The organism is Sphingopyxis sp. (assembly GCF_050916055.1).
Lineage (GTDB): Bacteria > Pseudomonadota > Alphaproteobacteria > Sphingomonadales > Sphingomonadaceae > Sphingopyxis.
On the sequence record NZ_CP051527.1, the window covers coordinates 1640414 to 1655628 of the forward strand.

17 protein-coding genes are annotated in these 15215 nt (G+C 66.7%); 3 read left to right on the top strand and 14 right to left on the bottom strand.

All coding sequences use genetic code 11. The annotated features are described in order from the left end of the window. Positions 1-117: 117 nt before the first annotated feature. Genes HEQ22_RS07965 through HEQ22_RS07975 form a run of 3 tightly spaced genes read right to left on the bottom strand, consistent with a single transcriptional unit; the run spans position 118 to position 1951 of the window. Positions 118-1014 carry an NADH-quinone oxidoreductase subunit C gene (locus HEQ22_RS07965; protein ID WP_432770647.1) on the bottom strand — a complete coding sequence of 299 codons (897 nt, stop codon included), beginning with the start codon at positions 1012-1014 and terminating at the stop codon, positions 118-120. Continuing rightward, positions 1014-1547 carry a NuoB/complex I 20 kDa subunit family protein gene (locus HEQ22_RS07970; RefSeq protein ID WP_088442236.1) on the bottom strand — a complete coding sequence of 178 codons (534 nt, stop codon included), beginning with the start codon at positions 1545-1547 and terminating at the stop codon, positions 1014-1016. The genes HEQ22_RS07965 and HEQ22_RS07970 overlap by 1 nt, the downstream gene beginning before the upstream one ends. Positions 1548-1576: 29 nt before the next feature. After that, positions 1577-1951 carry an NADH-quinone oxidoreductase subunit A gene (locus HEQ22_RS07975; protein WP_432770648.1) on the bottom strand — a complete coding sequence of 125 codons (375 nt, stop codon included), beginning with the start codon at positions 1949-1951 and terminating at the stop codon, positions 1577-1579. A gap of 224 nt (positions 1952-2175) precedes the next feature. Between HEQ22_RS07975 and HEQ22_RS07980 the strand changes: the two genes are divergently transcribed. Both HEQ22_RS07980 and HEQ22_RS07985 read left to right on the top strand, forming a co-directional pair. Further along, complete coding sequence (locus HEQ22_RS07980; RefSeq protein ID WP_432770649.1) at positions 2176-2646, top strand: YbjN domain-containing protein; 471 nt, start codon at positions 2176-2178, stop codon at positions 2644-2646. 85 nt (positions 2647-2731) lie between these two features. Further along, on the top strand, positions 2732-3718 hold the full coding sequence (locus HEQ22_RS07985; RefSeq protein WP_432770650.1) for an acyl-CoA thioester hydrolase/BAAT C-terminal domain-containing protein: 987 nt from the start codon (positions 2732-2734) through the stop codon (positions 3716-3718). Positions 3719-3722: 4 nt separating this feature from the next. On the opposite strand, the gene HEQ22_RS07990 is transcribed toward HEQ22_RS07985, so the two are convergent. From HEQ22_RS07990 to thiE, 6 genes are all read right to left on the bottom strand, one after another. Then, complete coding sequence (locus tag HEQ22_RS07990) at positions 3723-4541, bottom strand: inositol monophosphatase family protein (RefSeq protein ID WP_432770651.1); 819 nt, start codon at positions 4539-4541, stop codon at positions 3723-3725. 106 nt (positions 4542-4647) lie between these two features. After that, positions 4648-5211: an elongation factor P gene (gene efp, locus HEQ22_RS07995; RefSeq protein WP_432770652.1), complete on the bottom strand. Its 564-nt coding sequence runs from the start codon at positions 5209-5211 to the stop codon at positions 4648-4650. Between the two features lie 119 nt (positions 5212-5330). Further along, complete coding sequence (locus tag HEQ22_RS08000; protein WP_432770653.1) at positions 5331-7295, bottom strand: OPT family oligopeptide transporter; 1965 nt, start codon at positions 7293-7295, stop codon at positions 5331-5333. A gap of 300 nt (positions 7296-7595) precedes the next feature. Further along, positions 7596-8210, bottom strand: coding sequence for a M23 family metallopeptidase (locus tag HEQ22_RS08005; protein ID WP_432770654.1), 615 nt, complete (start codon positions 8208-8210; stop codon positions 7596-7598). After that, positions 8210-9328 carry a L,D-transpeptidase family protein gene (locus HEQ22_RS08010; protein WP_432770655.1) on the bottom strand — a complete coding sequence of 373 codons (1119 nt, stop codon included), beginning with the start codon at positions 9326-9328 and terminating at the stop codon, positions 8210-8212. The genes HEQ22_RS08005 and HEQ22_RS08010 overlap by 1 nt, the downstream gene beginning before the upstream one ends. A gap of 53 nt (positions 9329-9381) precedes the next feature. Next, entirely contained in the window at positions 9382-10008 is a 627-nt protein-coding gene (thiE, locus tag HEQ22_RS08015) for a thiamine phosphate synthase (protein WP_432770656.1), read from the bottom strand. Positions 10009-10043: 35 nt separating this feature from the next. Here thiE and HEQ22_RS08020 point away from each other — a divergent pair, with 35 nt between their 5' ends. Further along, the gene (locus HEQ22_RS08020) at positions 10044-10445 is read left to right on the top strand and encodes a hypothetical protein (RefSeq protein WP_432770657.1); all 402 of its coding nucleotides are present in this window, start codon (positions 10044-10046) and stop codon (positions 10443-10445) included. Between the two features lie 169 nt (positions 10446-10614). Here HEQ22_RS08020 and HEQ22_RS08025 read toward each other — a convergent pair whose 3' ends face one another. The 5 genes from HEQ22_RS08025 to gap form a co-directional block, all read right to left on the bottom strand. Then, positions 10615-11271, bottom strand: a complete 657-nt coding sequence (locus tag HEQ22_RS08025) for an O-methyltransferase (RefSeq protein ID WP_432770658.1) — start codon at positions 11269-11271, stop codon at positions 10615-10617. Positions 11272-11275: 4 nt separating this feature from the next. Continuing rightward, a complete protein-coding gene (locus tag HEQ22_RS08030; RefSeq protein ID WP_432770839.1) occupies positions 11276-12145 on the bottom strand; it encodes a fructose bisphosphate aldolase in 870 nt (289 codons plus the stop codon). Between the two features lie 106 nt (positions 12146-12251). Beyond that, positions 12252-12893, bottom strand: coding sequence for a TIGR02466 family protein (locus HEQ22_RS08035; RefSeq protein WP_432770659.1), 642 nt, complete (start codon positions 12891-12893; stop codon positions 12252-12254). Beyond that, positions 12890-14086 carry a phosphoglycerate kinase gene (locus HEQ22_RS08040; RefSeq protein WP_432770660.1) on the bottom strand — a complete coding sequence of 399 codons (1197 nt, stop codon included), beginning with the start codon at positions 14084-14086 and terminating at the stop codon, positions 12890-12892. Before HEQ22_RS08040 ends, HEQ22_RS08035 begins: the two co-directional genes overlap by 4 nt. A 93-nt stretch (positions 14087-14179) precedes the next feature. Beyond that, a complete protein-coding gene (gene gap, locus HEQ22_RS08045) occupies positions 14180-15187 on the bottom strand; it encodes a type I glyceraldehyde-3-phosphate dehydrogenase (RefSeq protein WP_432770661.1) in 1008 nt (335 codons plus the stop codon). Between the last annotated feature and the right edge of the window lie 28 nt (positions 15188-15215).

Consider the following 15215-nt stretch of genomic DNA (forward strand, 5'->3'; position numbering starts at 1 on the left):
CGGCCATAACTATCGTCACCCCCGCGAAGGCGGGGGCCCATCTCCGGACGGTGCTGTTTTGCAAGGGCATCAGCTGGATTCCCGCCTTCGCGGGAATGACGAAGGAAAGGAGAGCGGTCACTTGCCCTCCCCCTTCGGCTTACGCGGCGCGCGCGGCTTGGTGGGCGCCTTTTCCGCCTTGCGGGTCGCCGGCGTCTTGGACTCGCCCGCCGCCTTGGCCTTGGCGCCGTCGCGGCTCGTCTTCGACGCCGCCTTGTTGACCTTGGCGCCCGCGCCGGTCTGCGCCGGACTGTCGGTCGTCTTCGGGGTCGGCGGCGGCGAGGCCTTCGCCTTGTCGTCCGAAGCCTTGACGTCCTTCGCTGTCATCGGTGTCGGCGCGCCCTTGCCCGGCGCTTCGCCGGTGCCGCCGGCCTTTTCGTCGCCCGGCAGCACATAATCGGCGCCTTCCCAGGGAGAGAGAAAGTCGAAGTTGCGGAAATCCTGTGCCAGCTTCACCGGCTCATACACGACGCGCTTGTCTTCTTCCGAGTAACGCAGCTCGATATAGCCGGTCAGCGGGAAGTCCTTGCGCTGCGGATGCCCCTGAAACCCATAGTCGGTCAGGATGCGGCGGAGGTCGGGATTGCCCGCAAACAGCACCCCGTACATGTCGAACACTTCACGCTCGAGCCAGCCGGCGTTCGGCCACACCGGGACGAGCGTCGGCACCGGGGTCGCCTCGTCGGTCGACACGCGCACGCGCAAACGGTGATTCTTCGTCACGCTGAGCAGGTGATAGACGACCTCGAACCGCTCGGGCCGCTCGGGATAGTCGACCCCGGCGATCTCCATCAGCTGCTGATAGTCCAGCCGGTCGCGCAGCGCGATCATCACCCCGGCGATCGCGTCGCGGTCGACGGTGATGCTGTCTTCGTCGGCGGTAAAGACATGCGCGCGCAGATCGTCGCCGAGCAGCGCGGTGAGTTCGGCCGCCAGCGCAGGCCGCGGCGCGACGAGGGGAGCGGGATGGGCCATCAGCGTTCGATCGTCCCGACGCGGCGGATCTTCCGCTGCAACTGCATCACGCCATAAAGCAACGCCTCGGCGGTCGGCGGACAGCCGGGGACATAGATGTCGACGGGGACGATCCGGTCGCAGCCACGCACCACCGAATAGCTGTAATGATAATAGCCGCCGCCATTGGCGCAGCTGCCCATCGAAATCACATATTTGGGGTTCGACATCTGGTCGTAAACCCGGCGCAGCGCCGGTGCCATCTTGTTGCACAGCGTGCCGGCGACGATCATCACGTCCGACTGGCGTGGGCTAGCGCGCGGCGCGGCGCCGAAACGCTCCATGTCGTACCGCGGCATGTTGACGTGGATCATCTCGACCGCGCAGCACGCGAGGCCGAAGGTCATCCACCACAGCGAGCCGGTGCGCGCCCAGTTGAACAGATCCTCGGTCGAGGTGACAAGAAAACCCTTGTCGCCGACCTCGCTGTTGAGGTCGTCGAAATAGGCCATGTCGGGGTTCGTCCCCGGCGCGACAGGACTTGCAACCGGCATCTGGCCGGGCGGCAGGATGATCGAGCTGCTCATTCCCAGTCCAACGCCCCTTTCTTCCATGCATAGACAAGGCCGATCGCGAGTTCGGCGAGGAATATCATCATCGTGGCCCAGCCGGCCCAGCCGATTTCTTCCAGGCTCACCGCCCACGGAAACAGGAACGCGGCTTCGAGGTCGAAGATGATGAACAGGATCGCGACGAGATAGAAACGCACGTCGAACTGGCTGCGCGCATCCTCGAACGCGGGGAAGCCGCATTCATATTCGGTCAGCTTCGCCGGATCGGGCTGATGCGCGCCGGTCAGCCGGGCGACGCCCATCGGCAGAAAGACGAAGGCGGCGGACAGGCCGACCGCAATGACCAGAAAGATCAGGATCGGCAGATATTGCGTCAGGTCGACCATGGGGGCGCAGCGTCCTGTTGTTCGTGAAAGGGCTCGTGCGGCCCCGTTATGCGGGCGCTTTAGGCCAGCAGGGGGCGCGCCGCAAGCGCTGCGGGCAGGATTTTCGCCTCCGCCGCCACCGAAAGCGCAAAGGACGCTGGCGACGCGGCTTTTCCCTGTGTAAGCCCGCCCTAAGGGGTCGGCTTTCCGGGCGGAATCGCCCGCTTTCGATGTGGGGAATCAAGATGCGACGATTATTCCTGGGCGCCGCGCTGCTGTGCGCCGCCGCTGCGACCCCGGCCCGCGCCGAGCTGGTCAATGCGTCCAATCCGGCCACCATCCGCGCGATCGTCGAGTCGCAGGGCTGGCCGGCGACGCTGATCGCGAAGGACGGCGAAGATCCCTATATCGAAAGCAGCCGCAACGACCTGAAATTCCTCGTGCTGTTCATGAACTGCACCGACAACCGCAACTGCAAGACCCTGCAATATTATATGGGCTTCAGCGACGCCAAGGCGGTCTCGCTCGAACGGCTGAACCAGTGGAACCGCGACAAGCGCTTCGCGCGCGCCTATCGCGACGACGCCGGCGACCCGGTGCTGGAAATGGACGTCGACCTCGATTTCGCGGGCATCCCGCGCGAGAATGTCGGCGAAACCTTCAACACCTGGGCGGCGCTGATGGACAGTTTCCGCGAGTATATTTTCGAAGAATAGTCTTCCACAGCGCCACTTGGCGATCCCCTTGCGTCACCGTTGTATTGATATAATACAGCGTGAAAGCAATCAGGAGGGCGATCGAATGTTCACGGCAGCTTTGGCGGCGACGATGGTGATGCTGGCCAGCCCGGTCGCCGCGCTCGAAGCCGCGCCCGCCCCTGCGCAATCGCCGGCGATCGAAGAAACCGCGGTCGCCGGTTTCCCGCAGGCGCGGCTTTATCGCCTCGCGGGCTCCGAAAAACGCCCGGTCGTCGTCATCCTCGCGGGCGCCGAGGGCGGGGTCGAGGCCAGCCAGCGCTTCGGTCCGCTGCTCGCCCGCCTCGGCTATGCGGCGGTGGGCCTGCCCTATTATTCGCCCGATTGGGGGAGCTACGGTCCGCCGCAGCAATTCCCCGACCTTCCGGGCAGCTTCATCGACATCCGTGTCGACCAGCTCGACGCCCTCCGCCAGACGCTGGCCGGACAAGCCGGCGTGGACAGCGAACGCTTCGCGCTCTTCGCCGGATCGAAGGGATCCGAATTCGCGCTGATCGCTGCGAGCCATTATCCGTGGGTCGACGCCGTCGTCGCCTATGCCCCGTCGGACCTCGTGTGGGAGGGCTGGGGCATGGAAATGCTTGAAGCCGAAGGGACGCGCTCGTCGTTCGCGCTCGACGGCAAGCCCCTGCCCTTCATGCCCTATCGCGGCTTCGTCGATGGATTGCTCGCCGGACCGGCGGCCGATCTGCGCGCCATCCACGAAAACGGCCGCGCCGATCATCCCGCTCGCGAAGCCGCGGCGCGGATTCCGGTCGAAAAATTCCAGGGCCGGTTGATGGTCATCGCCGGCGACCGCGACCAATTGTGGAATTCGGGCCGCATGGCGCGCAATATCGTCGCATCGCGGGAGGCGGCGGGCCTGCCCACGACGGCACTGCTCTATCCCGACGCCGGCCACGATCTCGCCGGCGGTTCGGCCGAGCCGCGCGACGATCCGCGCGGCGGCGGCACCCCCGACGCCAATGCCAAGGCGCGCGCCGATGCGTGGCCCAAGATGGTGGAATTCTTAAAGGACGCGCTGCGCCCCTGAAACCTCAGGCGTTGCGCAACGCGCCCGCGACCAGCTTCTGCAGCTTCGAATGCACCGCGGCGCTGCCGGCGATATATTCGCTGCGTTCGATCGCCCGGTCGCCGCCGCGAAAATCGCTGACGAACCCGCCCGCTTCGCGCACCAGCAACATGCCCGCGGCCACGTCCCAGATCGCCAGGTCGCTTTCCCAGAAGCCGTCGTAGCGCCCCGCCGCGACCCACGCGAGGTCGAGGCTGGCGGCGCCGAAGCGGCGGATGCCCGCGACTTCGGGCGCGACCGCACCGAAAATGCGGCTCCACTGCGCGAAATCGCCGTGGCCCATATAGGGGATGCCGGTCGAGATCAGGCATTCGTTGAGGTGGCGACGCGACGCGACGCGCAGGCGGCGGTCGTGCAGCCACGCGCCGCGGCCGCGCTCGGCCCAGTAACTTTCGTCGGTCACCGGCTGATAGATCAGGCACGAGGTGATATCGCCCCAGCCGCCGCCGATCTTCGGCTCCTGCACCGCGATCGAGATCGCGAAATGCGGGATCGCGTGGAGGAAGTTCGAGGTGCCGTCGAGCGGATCGATGATGAAGCGCGGCTTGCCCGGATCGCCCTCGATCACCCCGCCCTCTTCGAGCACGAAGCCCCAGCCCGGACGATCGCGACCGAGTTCGTCGTAGAGCGTGCGCTCGGCGGCCTGATCGGCTTTCGACACGAAATCGGCCGGGCCCTTTTGCGACACCTGCAGATGCTCGATCTCGCCGAAGTCGCGGCGCAGCTTCGTCCCCGCCTTGCGCGCGGCGCGTTCCATGACGGTGATGATGCCGGATATGGCCATATTTCTATCTCCCCCCTCCCTGCAAGGGAGGGGTTGGGGGTGGGTAGCTACGTGGGCGGGCCTGTCACCCACCCCTGGCCCCTCCCTTGCAGGGAGGGGAACCTAATCAGTCGGCGCGGCGCACATATTCGCGGTCGTACACATGCACGACGATCTTGGTGCCGGCGGTGATGTGCGGCGGCACCATCACGCGCACGCCATTGTCGAGGATCGCGGGCTTGTACGACGAAGAGGCGGTCTGCCCCTTCACCACCGCGTCGGCCTCGACGATCGTGGCTTCGATGGTTTCGGGCAGCTCGACCGAAATCGGGCGCTCTTCCCACAGCTCGAGCACGACATCCATGCCGTCCTGCAGGAACTCGTGGGCGTCGCCAACGACGTCTTTCGAAATGTTGATCTGTTCAAACGTGTCCTTGTCCATGAACACCAGATCCTCGCCCTCGGCATAAAGAAACTGGAAATCCTTGGTGTCGAGGCGGACCTTCTCGACCGTGTCGGCGCTGCGGAAGCGGTTGTTGAGCTTGCGGCCGTCGATCAGATTCTTGGCTTCCACCTGCATATAGGCGCCGCCCTTGCCCGGCTGGGTGTGCTGAATCTTGGTGACCTTCCAGATCCCCTTTTCAAATTCGATAATATTGCCGGGACGGATTTCAACGCCGGTGATTTTCATCGCGCACACTCACTTGGACAAGGATGGAAAGAGCCGCCGGCGCGTCGTCACGCACCGGACACAGGAGCGCGCCTTTAGCCGCGCGCGCCGCGAAGGGCAAGTCGCGTAGGTCCGGCCCCTTATCCCTCGGCGGCGGCGACCATCCGCCGGGTGCGCGCATAGCTCAGCCACAGCAGCGCCGCGAACAGCCCGATGCCGACGAACACCGACGGCAGCGCAAAGCCGTCGCCGACCACCGCGAGCGGCGCGTCATTGTCGGTAAGATAGACCGTGCCTGCGTAAAACACCCCGAACAGGCTTTCGCCGACGATCATCCCGGTCGCGGTCAGCACCCCCATGCGGTGCGCGAACGCCGGATTGGCGCGCCGTGCCGCCCAGCGGTCATAGAACCAGCCGCCGACCGCGCCGATCACCACCGGCAGGATGACCGCCATCGGCAAATAAATGCCGATGCCGATCGCCAGCGGGGGAAGCCGCAGCTTGCCGAGGCGGCCGAGCAGTTCGTCGAGCAGGATGAAGCCGACGCCCGCGAGCACGCCATACCCCAGCATCGTCCAGTTGAGGTCGCCGCCGAGCACGCCCTTGGCGAGCGAAGAGATCAGCCCCGCCTGCGGCGCCGCAAGCGCGTTGGGGCCGGCGCCGGGGACGCCGACGAAGCCGACCGTCTCGTTCAGCACGTTGAGCACCGGCGGCACGACGAGCGAACCGAAGATCACGCCGATGATCAGCGCGACCTGCTGCTTCCACGGCGTCGCGCCGACCAGCTGGCCGGTCTTGAGGTCCTGAAGATTGTCGTTCGAGATCGTCGCGATACCGAACACGATGCCGGTGACGATCAGCGCATAGGCGACCATCGCCGCGCTCGCTTCGTCGCCACCGCCGCGTCCGAGCAACCCGACGAGCAGCAACGACGAAGCGATGATCGCAAGGATGCCGATTCCCGACACCGGCGAATTCGACGCCCCGATCAACCCGGCCATATAGCCGGTGACCGATGCGATCATCAGCCCGACGACGACCACGAACACCAGCGCTCCCGCCACCAACACCGCGCTCGACCCGGCGAGCGGCCCGCCCGCAAGCACCGACGACAGCAGCCAGCCGATCGGCAGCAGCAGGAACAGCGAGCCGCCGAACACCCAGCCGATCGACATATCCTGTTCGCCCACCGCCATCACGGTACCCGCGTTGCGCGCCTTGCTCGCCGCCATCGCCGACCGGATGCCGCCGAGCACCGGCCCCGCGATCTTGACCAGCGTCCAGATCGCCGCGACCCCGATCACTCCGGCGCCAAAGAAGCGCACATCGTCGCGGAATATCGTGTTGGCGATCGTCTCGGCATCGGGACCGGCGACGCCCTGCGTCAGGATCGGCAGCAATATCCACCAGCCGGTCACCAGCCCGACCAGCTGCGCCATGCCGACCGACAGCCCGACGAGGTGCCCGACGCCGAACAGCGCAAAGGCCAGCCCGCCGCCGATTCCGGTCGCCCCGGCGCCCACCGCGAACCAGCGCGACACCTCGCCCGCGGCGAGCTTCATCTGGGTGAGCAGGGTGAAACCGGCGGCCATGATGCTGTTCCACAGCAGCGCCGACAGCCCGGCCTTGTTCTCGGCCGCGCCCTCGGCGCTCGCGGCACCGACCTGCAGCACTTCGGCGGCGGCGCGACCCTCTGGATAGGGCAGGTCGGCCTCGACGACGAGCGCGCGGCGCAGCGGGACCGAGAACAGCACGCCCAATATGCCGCCGAGCATCGTGATCGCGGTCGTCTCGAGCAGCGGAAAGCCTTGCCAGTATCCGACCATGACCAGCCCCGGCAGCACGAAAATGATCGCCGCCAGCGTGCCCGCGGCGCTGGCGATCGTCTGGACGATATTATTCTCGAGGATCGTCGCGCCGGCCATATAGCGCAGCAGCGCCATCGAAATCACCGCGGCGGGGATCGATGTCGCAAAGGTCAGCCCGACCTTCAGCCCCAGATAGACGTTCGCGGCGGTGAACATCAACGTCAGCACGCCGCCGAGGACGATCGCCCGCAGCGTCAGTTCGCGCCCGCGGGCACCGGTGGTCGTCGCGTCGGTCATCTTCGTCTCCCCTGCCGCTGTGTTGCGACCCGCGCCGGCTTAGGCAAGATAAAATACGGCGAGCCGAAACCGTTTTGACGCATCGATCCAATAACCGAGCGCAACAATCTGCGATTCGATGGACATGACACCGATCCATCATCTTGCCGGCCCCATTCCGCCGCGGCCCCCGCGCAAAGGGTGCCCTCCCGCCCGTCTCGTCCCCGCCTCCGGCCTGTTCGGCTGGCGCAAGCAGGACCATCACGACGCCCCCAAGGACGCTCCCGTGCCGGGCCGCGACAACCCCGCCGGCGGACGCGGCTAGGGCCGCGCCGCCCGGCCCGCGAGCGGCGGATAGGGATTGACCGGCACGCCCGCGTTCCAGTCGGCCCCCGGCGCGGTGCGCAGCACCTGGAAATGCAGGTGCGGCCCGGCGGGATCGGCGTTGCCGCTCGCCCCGACCGTCGCAATCACCTGCCCGCGCTCGACAACGTCGCCTTCGGCCAACCCGCGGCGATAGCCCTGCAAATGGGCGTAATAGAGCATCAGCGTGCCGTCGCTCGACCGAAGATACAGGGTGCGCCCGCCGCGATCCGAAGCGAACAGCCGCTCGATCCGCCCGTCGATCGCCGCGAGCACCGGGGTTCCCGCAGGCGCCGGAATGTCGATCGCCCGGTGGAGCCGCCCCTGCGCCCGGCTCTGGTCCCAGCTATCGACGAGCTCGGCGGCGCGAATGCCCTGCACGGGGATAGTTATCGCGACACCGCCGTCGGAGCGCGACGCGCTTTCGAAGGGCTGCGACGCCGCGGCGCGCGTCGATGCCACCGGCCCGCCGGCGTCGAGCAGGTCATAGGCGGTGATCCAGTAGAGCGAGGTCAGGATCGCCGTCACGGTGGCGGTCCACAACACCAGATTGACGGCCGCCTGCCAGCGCATCAGGCGACGAAGTCCACCTGCGTGCCCGGCGCCACCATCTGCGCCAGCCGCGCCGCGTCCCAATTGGTCAGGCGGACGCAGCCATTGCTCTGGGCGCGCCCGATCGCCTGCGGTTCCGGCGTTCCGTGCAGCCCGTAATGCGGCTTGTTAAGGTCGATCCACACCACCCCGACCGGATTGTTCGGCCCCGGCGGCAACCGGTGCTTGCCCTCGCTCGACGGCACGTCGCGCAGCAGCGCGGGGTCATAGGCATAGTCGGGATTGCGCCCGACCCCCTTCACCTTCCACCTGCCGATCGGCAGCGGGTCGTGCGCCGATCCGGTGGTGACGGTAAAGCCGGCGATCAGAGTGCCGCCAGCGTCAAACACCTTCATCGTCCCAGCTTTTTTCGACACCTCGATCCGCTCGGCTTTCGGCTGCGCCGTGCCAACCCCCAAGGCGCCGAGCGTCGCCAGCCACGCCGCATTGTCGACGTCGGCGGCGACGATCGCGTCGGCACCGACATTGGGCACGCGCAGCGTCGTCCCGGCGCGGATCATCGCCCCGGTCGCCGCTTCACCGTCCGCGGACGGCGCCAGACCCGCCCCGGGGTTCAGCGCCTGCAACACCTCGGGGGTGGTGTGAAAGCGTTCGGCGAGCTTTTCGAGCATCGATTCATACCCCATCGCCGCCAGCTGCGCCTGCTCGCTCGCCTTTTCGGGCAGCGGGGCAAAGCTGGCGTCGGCATAGCCCGCCGGGATCGTCACGACGCGCGTCGCCGGAATATCCTGCCATGTGCCGAGCGCCGCCTTCGTTGCCGCGTCCCATTCGCCGGTCACCGCCAGCGCGTTCGCTTCCTGGAACGCCTTCAGCGCATTGGCGGTCGACAGCCCCATCTTGCCATCGACGACACCCGGCGAAAAGCCGCGGCGGTCGAGCACCACCTGAAGCTGCATCTCGGGCCGCGCCACATCGTCGGGTGCCGCCTCGCCGTCGCGCGACGTCATGCCGTCGCCGCTCCACCCTGCCGCCTTCGGCGCCGCTTTCTCCGTCGGGGACGGATCCGCCCGGTCGGTGCGGTCGCCGCATCCGGTGAGGGCAAGGATCGCGACGGCGCAACAGAGCGGGGACATTTTCATCGGCAATTCCTGCGGTTGGACATCATCGCCCAACGCGCAGCAAGGCAGACGGTTCAACCCGCGAGCAGCTTTCCAAAGCGCGCGACCGCGGCGGCGGCGCCACCGGGATCGTTCCACACCCCGCCCGACACCGCGAGGAAGTCGGCCCCCGCATCGACCAGCGCCTTCGCATTGTCGGTGGTGATCCCGCCGATCGCCACGCACGGCAGTTCGAACATCCCCTGCCACCAGCTCAAAATCTCGGGGTCTGCGTGATGCTCGACCGTCTTGGTCGCCGTCGGGTAAAAGGCGCCGAACGCGACATAGTCGGCCCCCGCCTCGCCCGCTTCCATCGCCAAGTGGCGGCTGGCGTGGCACGTCACGCCGATCTGGGCGTCGAGCCCGAGCAGGCGGCGCGCCTCTTTCGGATCGCCGTCACCCTGCCCCAGATGCACCCCGTCGGCGCCGATCCGCTTGGCGAGCGCCATGTCGTCGTTGACGATGAAGGCGACGTCGTGCGCGAAACACAGCGCCTGCAACGGCTCGGCCAGCCGCGCCGCCTCATGCTGCTCGACGCCCTTGACGCGAAACTGGAACGCCGCGACCGGCCCGGCGGCCAGCGCCGCCGCCAGAACGGCAGGAAAATCGCCCCCGACTTCGAGCGGCGAGATCAGGTAAAGCTGGCATTGGGGCGTGGTCATGGCGGGTTCATAGCGACGCCGCCATCAACCGGCAAATGATGAAACCGTTCCGCCTCGCCGCCCCATCGCTCGCCGCCGCGCTCGCGCTTTCGGCCTGCGCCACCACCGGCGAACCGACGCCGCTCGCCGACGCCGGCAACGTCGCGCTCGGCCAACGCGCCTATGTCGACGGTCCGATCGTCCAGCCCGTCGCGGTGATCGAGGACAGCCGCTGCCCGATGAACGCGCGCTGCGTCTGGGCGGGCCGCGTGCGGCTCGAAATGGTCTGGATCCGCGGCAATGGCGACAAGCAGCCGTTCGAAGTCACCCTCGGCGAAGCGACCCCGCTCGCCGACGGCGCGATCCGGCTCGAATCGGTGCGGCCCGAGAAGATGACCAATGTCGAGTTGAAGCCCGAAGATTACCGGTTCAGCTTCCGCTTCGACGGCGGGCTTTAAAGCGGGGGGCCGTGGCCAATAAAAGCTTCCCCCTCGTCGTCATCCCGGACTTGATCCGGGATCCATAACCGCGCCCTCGTCATCGATCCCGGATCAAGTCCGGGACGACGAAGGCTTGCATTGTGTCGCCCCCCCTCAAAGCCGATCGCGAATTGGAAAAAATGGCTGCTCAGCGCACCCGCGCCAGCACGAACCCGTCCCACTTCTTCGCGCCCACCGTCTGCACCGCGGTGGCGTCGAGCCGCGGGTCGGCGCTCAGCATGTCGAACAACGCGCGCGTCCCGACGATCCGCTCGTCGTCGCTGTCGGTCTCCAGCACCCCGCCCTCGCGCACGACATTGTCGACGACGATCACAGTGCCGGGCCGCCCCAGCCGGATCGCTTCGGCGACATAATGCGCATTGCCCTGCTTGTCGGCGTCGATGAAGACGAAATCGAACGGTGCGTCGTCCGTGATCGCGGCCAGACTCTCGGCCGCCGGCCCGACGCGAATGTCGACCCTGTCCGCGACGCCCGCCCGCACCAGATTCTCGCGCGCCACCGCGGCATGGTGCGGCTCGAGCTCGAGCGTCACCAATTCGCCGCCCGCGGGCAGCGCCCGCGCCAGCCAGATCGTCGAATAACCGCCAAGCGTGCCGACCTCGAGAATGCGCCGCGCCCCGGCGATCTGCGCCAGCAGGAACAGCATCTTGCCCTGCGTCGCCGACACGTCGATCGGCGGCAGGCCTTGCGCGTCGTTGTTGGCGAGGGTGGCGGCAAGCGCGTCGTCGGCGCAGAGCAATTTCCCGGCGATATAGTCGTCGACGGCTTGCCACCCCCCTCCCATCACATCAGGCCACGGAGGCCGCGTGAATTTCGTCGATCGCGCCGCCCAGCGAGGCGTCGAACTCGTCGTCGCTCATCTGGTGGCGCAGGTCTTCCAGCAACGCGCGGCTGAAGCTGGCGATGATGCCGGGGTTCTTCGCCAGTTCGGCGCACGCCTCGGGCCGCGCAAAGCCGCCGGACAGCGCAACGACGCGCAGCACCTTGGGATGGTCGACCAGCGGCTGGAACAGCCCCGCCTCGGTCGGGAGCGACAGCTTCAGCATCACCGGCGCGCCGGTCCACGCGTCGAGCGCGGTAAGCGTTTCGGTCAGTAGCAGGCGGTCGGCGGCGTCGCGCTCGGCACTCTTGATATTCACCTCTGGCTCGATGATCGGCACCAGCCCGTGCGCCGCGATGCGCGCCGCTTCGGCAAACTGCTGCGCGACGATCGCCTTCACCCCCGCCGGATTGGCCAGGTTGACGACGCTGCGCATCTTCGTCCCGAACACCCCCTTGGCGACCGCGCGCGCGCACAAATCGTCGAGTCCCGGATTGGCCTTCATCAGCTGGACGCCGTCGGCTTCGTCTTCCAGCCCCTTGTCGACCTTCAGGAACGGCACCACGCCGCGCTCCCACAGCAATTCCGGAACCGGCTTGCCGCCCGCATCGCCATCCATCGTGCGTTCGAACAGGATCGCGCCGATCACCTTGTCGCCGTTGAAACAGGGCGCGGTGACGATGCGCGAACGCATGCCGTGGATCAGGCTGAACATTTCCTCATCGTTCGAAAACGCATCACCCTCGATGCCATAGCCCTTCAGCGCCTTGGGCGTCGAACCGCCGCTCTGGTCGAGCGCGGCGATAAAGCCCTGTCCCGATTTGATCTGGTCCAGCATGGCGGCATTGGCGGTGGTCATAGGATCTCCGATGGTTTGCATACGTATGTGGCGGTGCGCATAGCGGGCCGGCGAAGCCGATGCAATGCGCGCTATTTCGGTGGTCTCAGGCCGGCGCGCGCGGCACGGCCAGCAGGTTGATCGCCACCGAAATCCGGTCGCGGGCGCCGCGATGCGGGACGACGCCATGGCTCAGCCACGACGGAAACATGATGATCCGCCCGCTGCGCACTTTCATCTTCAATTGGGGCTCGTGCACGGCGCCGTTCGCACCGCGCAGGCGCAGATTGGGCATCGTCATCAACACCATCGGCATCCGCGGATCCTCGATCACCAGTTCGCCGCCGATCGCCCCGTCTTCCTGCTCGGAACCATCGTCGACATAATAAACCGCGGACCAGTAAGCGCCGGGGTGCGTGTGCATCTGGTTCGAAGCGTGCGGCGGCGACACATTGACCCAGATATCGCTCGCCCAATCGTGCCGCGGCGCATCCGGCGAGACGATATCGATACAGTGCCGGTCGGCCAGCGCGACGATGTGGCGCAGCAGATACGCGATCGGCTCGCCGCCCCATTCGGCGACATCATGCTCCGATTGCCAGCCGCCGATATTCGAAACCTGCACCCCGGGCCGCGCGGCACGGCGCGCGAGGATCAGGGGCTTCAGCGCGGTATTGACGGCGCTGGCATTCGGCAGTTCGTCGATGACGATCGGCGTATCGAACAGGCCTATCGTCTGCGCGCTCATCTGCGCAGCGCCTCGACCCCCGGCAGCGGCTTGCCTTCCATCCATTCGAGGAACGCGCCGCCAGCGGTTGAAACAAAGGTGAAATCCTCACCCACCCCGGCGTGATTGAGCGCCGCGACGGTATCGCCGCCCCCGGCGACCGAGATCAGCGAGCCTTCGCGGGTCAGCGCCGCGGCGGTCTTCGCCAGCGCGACCGTCGCGGCGTCGAACGGCGGCGTCTCGAACGCACCCAGCGGCCCGTTCCACACCAGGGTGCGGCAGTTCTTGAGCACGTCGGCCAGCGCCTCGACCGCCGCCGGACCGACGTCGAGGATCATCTCGTCGGCGGCCACCTCGTGGACATTGACCGTGCGCGTCGGCGGGTTCGGCGCGAACTCTTTTGCCACCACGACGTCATAGGGCAGATGGATGGTGCAGCCCGCCTTGTCGGCGGCGTCGAAGATCGCGTTGGCGGTGTCGACCAGATCATGCTCGCACAAAGACTTGCCGACATCGACCCCGCGCGCGGCGAGGAAGGTGTTCGCCATGCCGCCACCGATGATCAGATGATCGACGCGGCCGACCAGGTTGCGCAAAACGTCGATCTTCGACGACACCTTGGCGCCGCCGACCACCGCCGCGACCGGATGCGCCGGATTGCCGAGCGCGGCGTCAAGCGCCTTCAGCTCGGCCTCCATCGCCCGCCCGGCATAGGATGGCAGACGCCGCGCAATCCCCTCGGTCGAACCATGCGCGCGGTGCGCCGCCGAGAAGGCGTCGTTGACATAAAGATCGCCGATCTCGGCCAGCGCGTCGGCAAAGGCCGGGTCGTTCGTTTCCTCGCCGGGATGAAAACGGGTGTTTTCCAGCACCGCGACGTCGCCCGGCGCCAGCACCGCGATCCCCGCCAGCGCGCCTTCGCCGATGCAGTCGGGGATGAACATCACCGAATGGCCGAGCACATCCTCCAGCCCGCCCATCACCAGGCTCAGCGACTGGGTCGGGTTCTTAGCGCCCTTCGGCCGCCCGAAATGCGCCAGCAGCAGGACGATTGCACCCTTGTTGGCCAGTTCGCGGATCGTCGGCAGCGCCGCCTCGATCCGCGTCCGGTCGCCGACCGCGCCGTCGTTCATCGGGACGTTGAGGTCGACGCGCACCAGCACGCGCTTGCCGGTGACGTCACCGATATCGTCGAGGGTTTTAAATCCAGTCATCTCTCGCTCCGTTCGCCCTGAGCCTGTCGAAGGGCCGTTCTTCCCTTCAAGAAGGACAGGGCTTCGACAAGCTCAGCCCGAACGGTTTTGGGATTATAAGAATTTCGCCATCACGCCCGCGGTGTCGATCATGCGGTTCGAAAAACCCCATTCATTGTCGTACCAGCTCAGCACGCGCACCAGCTTGCCGTCGATCACCGCGGTTTCCAGGGCGTCGATCGTCGAGCTGGCGGCATTGTGGTTGAAATCGATCGAAACCAGCGGCTCGTCGGTATAGCCGAGCACGCCCTTCAGCGGCCCTTCGGCCGCGGCTTTCAGCAGCGCGTTGACCTCTTCCTTGGTGGTGTCGCGCTGCGGCGTGAAGGTCAGGTCGACGACCGACACATTCGGGGTCGGCACGCGGATCGACGACCCGTCGAGCTTGCCCTTCAGTTCGGGCAGGACCAGGCCGACGGCCACCGCCGCGCCCGTCGAGGTCGGGATCATCGACATCGCGGCGGCGCGGGCGCGGCGCGGATCGTCGTGGATCTGGTCGAGGATCTTCTGGTCGTTGGTATAAGCGTGGATCGTCGTCATTAGCCCGCGCTCGATCCCGATCGCCTCGTGCAGCACCTTGGCAAAGGGCGCGAGGCAGTTGGTGGTGCACGACGCGTTCGAGATGATCAGATGGTCGGCGGTGATCTTGTCGTCGTTGACGCCGTAAACGACGGTCAGGTCGACTTCCTTGGCGGGCGCCGAGATCAGCACGCGCTTCGCCCCGGCATCGAGATGCTTCTGGCCGCCGGCCTTGTTGGTGAAGAAGCCGGTGCACTCCATCACGATGTCGATGCCGTTGGCGGCGTGCGGCAACGCGGCAGGGTCGCGCTCGGCGGTCACCTGGATGCGCTTGCCGTTGATGATCAGGTCGTTGCCGTCGATTTCGACGGTGCCGTTGAAGGCGCCGTGCACCGAGTCATGGCGCAGCAGGCGGGCATTCGCCTTGGCATCGCCCAGGTCGTTGATCGACACCAGCTCCAGATCATGGTCGGTGCGTTCCAGAATCGCGCGCGCCACATTGCGGCCGATGCGTCCGAAACCGTTGATTGCAATCTTCACTGCCATGTCGAAAAATCCTTTCTGCGTGCGGCTA